General features: G+C 45.4%; 10 protein-coding genes and 1 other annotated feature. Of the genes, 7 read left to right on the top strand and 3 right to left on the bottom strand.

What is annotated here, in order from left to right; genetic code table 11:
- The 4 genes from RAC86_RS29450 to motS all read left to right on the top strand — a co-directional run.
- Positions 1–994: bifunctional 3-deoxy-7-phosphoheptulonate synthase/chorismate mutase (locus tag RAC86_RS29450; RefSeq protein WP_377886331.1), on the top strand; the 994-nt coding region annotated here is incomplete at its 5' end.
- A gap of 275 nt (positions 995–1,269) precedes the next feature.
- The gene (gene ccpA / locus RAC86_RS29445; protein ID WP_072566689.1) at positions 1,270–2,274 is read left to right on the top strand and encodes a catabolite control protein A; all 1,005 of its coding nucleotides are present in this window, start codon (positions 1,270–1,272) and stop codon (positions 2,272–2,274) included.
- Positions 2,275–2,337: 63 nt separating this feature from the next.
- Positions 2,338–3,156, top strand: coding sequence for a flagellar motor protein MotP (gene motP / locus RAC86_RS29440; protein WP_014114794.1), 819 nt, complete (start codon positions 2,338–2,340; stop codon positions 3,154–3,156).
- On the top strand, positions 3,146–3,856 hold the full coding sequence (motS, locus tag RAC86_RS29435; protein ID WP_072566688.1) for a flagellar motor protein MotS: 711 nt from the start codon (positions 3,146–3,148) through the stop codon (positions 3,854–3,856). Before motP ends, motS begins: the two co-directional genes overlap by 11 nt.
- 28 nt (positions 3,857–3,884) lie before the next feature.
- On the opposite strand, the gene RAC86_RS29430 is transcribed toward motS, so the two are convergent.
- From RAC86_RS29430 to acuA, 3 genes are read right to left on the bottom strand one after another with little or no spacing between them, the layout of a single operon-like run.
- A complete protein-coding gene (locus RAC86_RS29430; protein ID WP_041521040.1) occupies positions 3,885–5,051 on the bottom strand; it encodes an acetoin utilization protein AcuC in 1,167 nt (388 codons plus the stop codon).
- Positions 5,048–5,692 carry an acetoin utilization AcuB family protein gene (locus RAC86_RS29425; RefSeq protein WP_014114791.1) on the bottom strand — a complete coding sequence of 215 codons (645 nt, stop codon included), beginning with the start codon at positions 5,690–5,692 and terminating at the stop codon, positions 5,048–5,050. The genes RAC86_RS29430 and RAC86_RS29425 overlap by 4 nt, the downstream gene beginning before the upstream one ends.
- 26 nt (positions 5,693–5,718) lie before the next feature.
- Positions 5,719–6,351, bottom strand: coding sequence for an acetoin utilization protein acetyltransferase AcuA (acuA, locus tag RAC86_RS29420; protein ID WP_014114790.1), 633 nt, complete (start codon positions 6,349–6,351; stop codon positions 5,719–5,721).
- Positions 6,352–6,510: 159 nt separating this feature from the next.
- Here acuA and acsA point away from each other — a divergent pair, with 159 nt between their 5' ends.
- From acsA to sr7p, 3 genes are all read left to right on the top strand, one after another.
- A complete protein-coding gene (gene acsA / locus RAC86_RS29415) occupies positions 6,511–8,229 on the top strand; it encodes an acetate--CoA ligase (RefSeq protein WP_072566687.1) in 1,719 nt (572 codons plus the stop codon).
- A 54-nt stretch (positions 8,230–8,283) separates the two neighbouring features.
- Positions 8,284–8,521: a binding site (T-box leader), on the top strand.
- Positions 8,522–8,569: 48 nt separating this feature from the next.
- A complete protein-coding gene (gene tyrS / locus RAC86_RS29410) occupies positions 8,570–9,838 on the top strand; it encodes a tyrosine--tRNA ligase (RefSeq protein ID WP_014114788.1) in 1,269 nt (422 codons plus the stop codon).
- A 130-nt stretch (positions 9,839–9,968) separates the two neighbouring features.
- Positions 9,969–10,061, top strand: a 93-nt coding sequence (sr7p, locus tag RAC86_RS29405; protein ID WP_377886332.1) for a small protein SR7P, incomplete at its 3' end; no start/stop codon positions are given.

The following is a 10,061-nucleotide window of genomic DNA, read 5'->3' as shown; positions in this document are numbered from 1 at the left end:
AAATGTTGTAAAAGAGATCGGTAAAGCGAAGGAAGCACAGGGTGTTAACCGATTTGATCCTGTCAGAGAACGCACAATGTTAAACAATATCATTGAAAACAATGACGGGCCGTTCGAAAATTCTACCATCCAGCACATTTTTAAAGAGATATTCAAAGCCGGTTTAGAGCTTCAGGAAGAAGATCACAGCAAAGCGCTGCTTGTCTCCCGTAAGAAAAAACCTGAAGATACAATTGTAGATATCAAAGGTGAAAAAATCGGGGACGGCCAGCAAAGATTCATTGTCGGCCCATGTGCGGTAGAGAGCTACGAGCAGGTGGCTGAAGTGGCTGCAGCTGCGAAAAAACAAGGAATTAAAATTTTGCGCGGAGGAGCCTTTAAGCCTCGTACGAGCCCATACGATTTCCAAGGGCTTGGTGTTGAAGGCCTTCAAATCTTAAAACGTGTAGCGGACGAATTTGATTTGGCAGTGATCAGTGAAATCGTAACTCCGGCTCATATCGAAGAAGCGCTGGACTACATTGATGTCATTCAAATCGGAGCGCGCAATATGCAAAACTTCGAGTTGCTGAAAGCGGCCGGCGCAGTGAAAAAGCCAGTGCTTCTAAAGCGCGGACTTGCTGCAACGATCTCTGAATTCATCAATGCTGCTGAATACATCATGTCACAAGGAAATGACCAAATTATCCTTTGTGAGCGCGGTATCAGAACATACGAAACAGCAACAAGAAATACACTGGATATTTCTGCCGTGCCGATTTTGAAACAAGAAACGCATTTGCCTGTCTTTGTTGATGTTACGCATTCAACTGGCCGCCGCGACCTCTTGCTTCCGACAGCTAAAGCTGCTTTAGCGATCGGTGCAGACGGCGTAATGGCTGAGGTTCACCCTGATCCGTCAGTCGCACTATCTGACTCTGCTCAGCAAATGGCGATTCCTGAATTCGAAAAATGGCTGAATGAACTGAAACCTATGGTAAAAGTCAACGCTTAATTGAACAATCCAAAAGGCCGCGTCTGCGGCCTTTTTTTATGCTTTCTCGTTTAATTAGTTATAAAATCCAAGTATACGTTTTCATCATCTATAAAAACGTGTATAATTTCATGAGAAGTATTTAAATTTGATGAATAATGAAAAATAATGTACACTACTGACTTACGCTTACAAATCATAAACGACATAATTTCGGACATTATGACATTTCTCTACATAAAGTGTTTATGCTATAGATAAGGATAAGTGTATCCAGTAAAAGGAGTGGTTTTAGGATGAGCAATATTACGATCTACGACGTAGCGAGAGAAGCTAATGTAAGCATGGCAACCGTTTCCCGTGTCGTGAACGGCAACCCGAATGTAAAACCGACAACGCGGAAAAAAGTCTTAGAAGCCATTGACCGTCTCGGCTACCGTCCAAACGCGGTGGCAAGAGGGCTGGCAAGCAAAAAAACAACAACTGTAGGTGTCATCATTCCCGATATCTCAAGCATTTTCTATTCAGAGCTTGCTCGCGGAATTGAAGATATCGCGACAATGTATAAATACAACATTATTTTGAGCAACTCTGACCAAAACATGGAGAAAGAGCTGCACCTGTTAAACACAATGCTCGGCAAACAAGTGGACGGCATCGTGTTTATGGGCGGAAACATTACGGACGAGCATGTTGCGGAATTTAAGCGTTCCCCAGTGCCGATCGTACTTGCCGCTTCTGTAGAAGAGCAGGAGGAAACACCGTCAGTCGCCATCGATTACGAACAGGCGATTTATGATGCAGTGAAGTTATTGGTTGATAAAGGGCATACAGATATCGCATTCGTATCCGGTCCTATGACAGAACCGATCAACCGTTCAAAAAAACTGCAAGGCTACAAACGTGCGTTTGAAGACGCGAACCTGCCGTTTAATGAACAATTTGTCGCTGAAGGGGATTACACATATGATTCCGGACTTGAAGCGCTGCAGCATCTGATGAGCCTTGACAAAAAACCGACAGCCATTCTTTCTGCAACTGATGAAATGGCACTCGGCATTATCCATGCGGCTCAGGATCAAGGCCTATCCATTCCTGAGGACCTAGAGATTATCGGCTTTGACAATACGAGATTAAGCCTCATGGTTCGTCCTCAGCTTTCAACGGTTGTTCAGCCGACATATGATATTGGTGCCGTTGCGATGAGACTGTTGACGAAGCTCATGAATAAAGAGCCGGTTGAAGAGCATATCGTCGAACTGCCGCACCGTATAGAGCTAAGAAAGTCAACCAAGTCATAAGAAAAACAAGAGAGCAAGCTTCACCTCTAAGGTGAATTCTTGCTTTTTTCATGGGGAGAAATGATGAAACGTTTTGATTATCTTACACCTGTTGGTTTTGTGTTAGGGACGATTATTATTGTTATCGGGATTATCTCGGGATCGGGAGTAAGCGGTTTCCGCTCTTTTCTTGATCTGACCTCTTTCTTCATCGTAACAGGGGGACTATGCGCCGCTGTTTTTATCAGTTTTCCGCCGAGAGATCTGAAAAAAGCGCCCTCTGTGTTAAAGCAGGCATTTATCCGCCAGGAAGACAATGTGAAAGATCTTGTGAAAACCTTTGTCTCTCTTTCCGATCACGCGCGTAAACATGGGCTTTTATCATTGGATGATCAGGCTCGGGAAATCAAAGATCCGTTCTTGAAAAAAGGGCTGCTTTTAGCGATTGACGGCTGGGATGAAGAAACGATTCGGCTCGTCATGGATTCAGAAATCGCAGCAATGGAGGAACGGCACCGCAAAGGACGGCGTGTTTTTGAAAAAGCGGGGGAATTCGCTCCGGCATGGGGAATGATCGGAACACTCGTCGGGCTCGTGTTGATGCTCAAAAACTTAAATGATCCACATATGCTTGGACCGAATATGGCCGTTGCGCTTCTGACGACCTTATACGGTTCATTACTGGCAAACATGGTCTTCAACCCGATTGCTGCTAAGCTCGAAGAAAAAACAGAAAGTGAAATCTTCATCAAGCAGGTAATGGTGGAAGGTATTATCGGAATCCAATCCGGAAAAAACCCGCGCAATCTCGAAAGCCAGCTTGTCGTTTTCAGCTCTCGGGAAGAATGGCAGAAGCAGACAAATCAAGTAAAAACAAAAAAGGGATCTGTACATGAAGCTTAGAAGAGAACGTTTTGAAAGAAGGAATGGAAGCGGGAAAAACAGCCATTCTTCACCAAACTGGATGGTCACCTTTTCAGATTTGATCACTTTGATCCTTGTGTTCTTTATTTTACTTTTTTCCATGTCCCAAATCGATCTGCAAAAATTTAAAGCTGCAGTTGATTCGATCCAAAAGGAAGGCGGCGGGCTCCAGCCGGGCCAAACGTCCATAGAAAAAAAGGATACCTCGCCAGCCGATGCGAAGAAGCAAGAGGATCAGCAGGATCAGCTTCTCAAGAAAGTAAATACATATATAAAAGACAATCATTTGAAGACCCAAATGACAGCCAAACGGGATGAACGCGGTGTCGTGCTCGTTCTGCAGGAGGCTGTGCTGTTTGATTCAGGTGAGGCAAAGGTGCTGAAAAATGCTGAAACACTTCTTCACCAAATTGCTGTTCTTCTTCAAACCATTCCAAATGACATTCAGGTGGAGGGCCATACAGACAGCCGAAACATTTCGACATACCGATACCCGTCTAACTGGGAGCTGTCGGCAGCGCGGGCGAGCGGAGTTATTCAATATTTCACATCAAAAGAAAAACTTCCCTCCAAGCGCTTTATCGCTGTCGGTTATGCAGATACAAAGCCTGTAAAGGATAACAAGACAAACGAACACATGAAGGAAAACCGGCGTGTGGAAATCGTCATCAAAAAATAAAAAACGACCTCTTTGTAAAGGTCGTTTTTTATTTTGTTCTTTGCTGCTGCTCAGATCGTATCGCATATAATGCTTTGCTGACGGTTTGTGCATTTTTTTCTGTAATTTCTGGCTTGCGGGGAATCGGAGGATATAAATCGGCTGGATCTCTCCAGGTGGACGGAAGGGTGACGGGGCATTGTTTTTGCCATTTAGCGATCCATTCCGGCGGGATATCGTCTCCCGGATCAATTCCCTTCATCTCAAGCCATATCCTGGCCCAGGCACGGGGCACAACACGCCAAATATCATAGCCGCCGCCTCCCACTGCAATCCATCTTCCTTCGCAATACTGGTGCGCTAAAGTGTGTGCAAGCCGGGGAATTTCTTCGTATATGTTGATTGTTGCAGATAAATGCGTCAGCGGGTCATAGTAATGGGCATCGGCGCCGTTTTGGCTGATAATGACATCCGGATGGAAATAAGCGGCTACTTCGGAAGCCGCTGTCTGGTAAGCCTCAAGAAAAGAATCATCCTCTGTAAAAGCGTCAAGCGGGATATTAAAGGAATAGCCATATCCTTTTCCGCTGCCTTTTTCCTGAATCTGGCCGGTTCCGGGGAATAAATACCTTCCTGTCTCATGAATGGACAGCGTGCATACGTCAGGGTTATCGTAAAACGTAAATTGCACACCGTCTCCATGGTGGGCGTCCGTATCAATATAAAGCACCCTGGCTCTGTATTTTTTCTGGATATATTGAATCGCCACAGCGCTGTCGTTGTATATGCAAAACCCTGAAGCTCTTCCCCGAAAGCCGTGATGTAGGCCTCCTCCAAGGTTGGCGGCATGCAGGGCTTGTCCTGACATCACCCAGTCTGCGGCCGTTAAGGTGCCGCCGACTAAGAGTGATGCCGCTTCGTGCATGCCGGCAAAGACAGGTGTATCTTCTGTGCCGAGCCCGTAGCTTTCTCCTTCTTCAGCGGGAAGCTTTCCCGCGCCCGCAAGCTTGACCGCCTGAATGTAATCGTCCGTATGGACAAGAGCGAGCTCCTCTTCTTCCGCGAGTCTGGGACTGATAATGTCTCCATCATCAAAGGCATTGATCATTTTGAGCAAATCGTATGTTAACAGAACCCGCTGCTGATTAAATGGATGTTCTTGATGAAACATATAGGTTTGATACGATGGGGAATAGATAAATACACTGTCTCTCATAGCAGATCCCTTTGCTCTGACGGCCATATGACGTGGTGCCCATTTCTTTGTAATGCCTGCAAAAACGGCAGCGGATTCATCGTTTTTACACGGAAGACAAGCACTTTTACACCGGGATCATCATGCGGATAAACAAGCACGCTTAATATTTTCACTTGAAGGTCTTGGCAAAGACTGCTGATCTCCGCGAGGCTTTTGGTGATGTCGTTTACTTTTATTTCGATTTGCGATCCCGGCTGGTCAGCGCCTGTCAATTTGACAAACGTCCGCAGCAAATCGGTTTTTGTCAAAATGCCTACTAATTTTTGATGCTGCACCACTGGGAGACAGCCGATTCCATGCTCGTAGAACACAGCAGATATTTCTTCGACAAAATCTAACGGGTGGGCGCAGACGATATCTTTTTTCATAATTGAATCTACGCTTCGTGTGAGAAATCGGCTCCGTTTGCTTTCTTCAAAAATACTCGGGCTGGCCTGTTTCATGTCTCTGTCTGTAATCATGCCGATCACATGGCGGTCTTCGTCTACAACAGGCAGATGCCTGATATGGAACTCCTTCAGTTTGCATATTGCTGTTTCAAGCGTATCCATCTTCGTTAATGTAATGACATCCCTTTTCATGATTTGCTCAACAATCATTATTTTTTCCCCTTTGTCAGTGTCAGTTAATACATATAACGATGATAAAAACGGAGCCTGTCAAATTGTTCAATTGATTCTTGGCTGACGTTTTTTCCGATGCGGGCCATCAGACAGTTTGCAGGGTGGGAGCTGATCTCCGGCTCATCCGTTGCAAACCAGACCAATCCGCCTGCATTCATCATCTTTTCCATAATCTTTCTGTATTCCCACACATCTTTTTTCATCCCTTTTAAATCCCAATGCCAGTAATATTCCGTCGTCATCACGATGTAGTTTTCCATTTGTTCATCCATCATGCTGACGGTCAGAAGCGTCTTTCCGACAGAACATCCCCGATAGGCCGGCGCAACCTCGATGGCACCGAGCTCAAGCAAATCCTCCATATTTCCTTCAGACCATCTTTCGAGCGGGTCAGGATATAAATACGTCACATAGCCGACAATGGTTCGGCCATCTCTGGCAATAATAATGCGTCCCTCGGGAAGGCCTGCAATATCGACTAGTGCTTCATGCTGCTCACGGGGCGGGCGAAATGCGGTTAAATCGTTATGAAACTCGTAACCTGCTAAATCCTCTGGAGAGACAGGCCCTTCTATCAGTAAGGAGCCGGTTGCTGTTTTGATGTTTGCTGAATGGTATGTTTTATGATGTTCCACTGATCCACCGTCCCATCAATTCTTATAAAAATACATGCCTTCTTTAAGAATAACAAATTATAAAGCGTTTTCAATATGGTTTATATTTTAAAAATTGAGAAGAATATGAATATATACTATAATAAATGTGACAACTTCAGCAAAGGGGGATGTTTGGGCATGAATTTGAAAGCGTTACCAGCAGTGGAAGGGGATCATCATTTAAAAAATTATGAAGAAACGTACCGGCATTTTGATTGGGCCGAGGCAGAGAAACATTTCTCCTGGCATGAGACAGGGAAACTAAATGCGGCGTATGAAGCGATTGACCGTCATGCCGAATCGTTTCGAAAAAACAAAGTAGCGCTTTATTATAAAGACGCAAACCGGGATGAAAAATACACATTTAAAGAAATGAAGGAAGAATCAAACAGAGCCGGGAATGTGCTGAAACGGTATGGAGATGTGGAAAAAGGGGACCGCGTTTTTATCTTTATGCCGAGATCACCCGAGCTTTATTTTATTATGCTTGGCGCTATCAAAATTGGTGCCATCGCCGGGCCGCTGTTCGAAGCATTTATGGAGGGAGCGGTGAAGGACCGGCTTGAAAACAGCGAGGCGAAGGTTGTTGTCACAACGCCTGAGCTGCTGGAAAGAATACCGGCTGACAAACTGCCTCACTTACAGCATATATTCGTAGTCGGCGGAGAGGCTGAGAGCGGCACAAACATCATTAGTTATGATGAAGCGGCAAAACAGGAGAGCACAAGATTGGATATCGAATGGATGGACAAAAAAGACGGCTATCTGCTTCACTATACATCTGGGTCCACTGGAACGCCAAAGGGTGTGCTTCATGTCCATGAAGCGATGATTCAGCAATACCAGACAGGAAAGTGGGTCCTTGATTTAAAGGAAGAAGACATTTACTGGTGCACAGCTGATCCGGGCTGGGTGACAGGTACGGTATACGGCATTTTTGCACCGTGGCTGAATGGAGCGACAAATGTCATCGTTGGCGGCCGTTTCAGCCCGGAAAGCTGGTATGGAACGATTGAGCAGCTTGGCGTCAACGTCTGGTACAGCGCGCCGACCGCGTTTCGAATGCTGATGGGAGCAGGAGATGAGATGGCTGCAAAATATGATTTAACATCACTCCGGCATGTGCTCAGTGTCGGTGAACCGTTAAATCCAGAAGTCATCAGATGGGGACACAAAGTCTTTAACAAGCGAATCCATGATACATGGTGGATGACAGAAACGGGCAGTCAGCTCATCTGCAACTATCCTTGCATGGATATCAAACCAGGCTCAATGGGTAAGCCGATTCCCGGTGTGGAGGCAGCAATCGTTGACAATCAGGGCAACGAGCTTCCTCCGTACCGAATGGGCAATCTCGCCATTAAAAAGGGCTGGCCTTCCATGATGCATACCATTTGGAATAACCCTGAAAAGTACGAATCGTATTTCATGCCGGGCGGCTGGTATGTGTCTGGTGATTCTGCTTATATGGATGATGAAGGGTATTTCTGGTTCCAAGGCAGAGTTGATGACGTCATAATGACCTCCGGTGAGCGCGTCGGCCCATTTGAAGTGGAAAGCAAGCTTGTCGAACATCCGGCCATTGCAGAAGCAGGCGTGATCGGAAAGCCTGATCCGGTGCGGGGAGAAATCATTAAAGCTTTTATCGCACTCAGAGAAGGGTTTGAGCCGTCCGATAAACTGAAAGAAGAGATCCGCCTATTTGTGAAACAGGGTCTTGCAGCCCATGCGGCTCCGCGTGAAATTGAATTTAAAGATAAGCTTCCGAAAACCCGGAGCGGAAAGATCATGAGACGCGTGCTGAAGGCGTGGGAGCTCAATCTGCCGGCTGGAGATCTATCAACGATGGAGGATTAAAAGGCGACGTTGACACGGGATTTTATTTATGTTAAAAATGATATAGCTTCATATGAAAAGGTAAAGATTGAGACAAGTAGAATATCCTTACGTTCCAGAGAGCTGATGGCCGGTGAAAATCAGCACAGACGGATATCTCGAATACACTCATGAACCGCTTTTGCAAACAAAGCCGGCCAGGCTTTCAGTAGTGAAAGAACGGACCTGATCCGTTATCAGGCAAAGTGATAAGGCGAATGTTTTGCATTCTCTTATTAGTAGGGTGGTACCGCGATAATTAATCGTCCCTTCGTGTAAACGAAGGGGCGTTTTTATTTTAACAAAAAAGGAGCTTTATCTCATGACAAACTTACTTGAAGACTTATCCTTCCGCGGATTGATTCAGCAAATGACGGATGAAGAGGGATTAAATAAACAGCTGAATGAAGAAAAAATCCGCCTGTACTCAGGCTTTGATCCAACAGCAGACAGCTTGCATATCGGACACCTGCTGCCTATTTTAACACTTCGCCGTTTCCAGCTTGCGGGGCATCATCCGATTGCGCTTGTGGGCGGCGCGACGGGCCTTATTGGCGATCCGAGCGGAAAAAAAGCGGAGCGTACATTAAATACTGCTGACATCGTATCCGAATGGTCCCAAAAAATCAAAAACCAACTGTCCAGATTTCTGGATTTTGATGCTGCAGAAAATCCTGCTGTCATCGCGAACAACTTTGACTGGATCGGCAAAATGAATGTGATCGACTTCCTTCGTGATGTCGGTAAAAACTTCGGCATCAATTACATGCTGGCAAAAGACACGGTCAGCTCAAGAATTGAATCAGGCATTTCATACACGGAATTCAGCTACATGATTCTTCAATCTTATGATTTCTTAAATCTGTACAGAGACAAAAACTGTAAGCTGCAAATCGGCGGAAGCGATCAGTGGGGCAACATCACAGCTGGTCTTGAACTGATCAGAAAATCAGAAGAAGAAGGAGCAAAAGCGTTCGGCCTTACCATTCCGCTTGTCACAAAAGCAGACGGCACGAAGTTCGGCAAAACGGAAGGCGGCGCTATCTGGCTTGATAAGGAAAAAACATCGCCGTATGAATTCTATCAATTCTGGATCAACACAGATGACCGTGACGTTGTGAAATACTTAAAATACTTTACGTTCCTATCAAAAGAGGAAATTGAAGCATACGCTGAGAAAACAGAAACGGCGCCTGAAAAGCGTGAAGCGCAAAAACGCCTGGCAGAAGAAGTGACAGCGCTCGTTCATGGACGTGAGGCGCTTGAGCAAGCTATCAACATTTCCCAAGCGCTGTTCAGCGGAAATATTAAAGAGCTTTCTGCCCAAGACGTAAAAGTCGGCTTTAAAGATGTTCCATCTATGGAAGCTGACAGCAGCCAAGAGCTATCACTTGTAGATGTATTGGTGCAATCTAAATTATCTCCATCTAAACGCCAAGCCCGTGAAGACATTCAAAACGGAGCTGTTTACATTAACGGCGAACGCCAGACGGAAATAAATTATATCTTATCGGAAGAAGACCGCATCGAAGGCCAATTTACTGTCCTGCGCCGCGGGAAGAAAAAATACTTCCTTGTAACTTATAAATAAGAAAAAAATCCTTTGCCGCTAAGGGCAAAGGATCTTTTTTTGTTTAGCGCATAGGAAAGACAGGAAAAGAGTATATTAGATAGGGCAAACACGATCAATCACCACCTTTTAACAGAAAGGAGCGCTCACCGTGAATCTCATGTTTACGATTGCAAAAGAAAGGCTGCAGCGGGATTATTGGGAGCAGCAGGCGCGAGATAGTGTTGGCCAGCAAGAGGCAAAA

Source organism: Bacillus sp. LR_5, from assembly GCF_042709275.1.
Note: the sequence above shows the minus strand (reverse complement) of the source record. Positions and strands in the feature narration are given on the sequence as shown.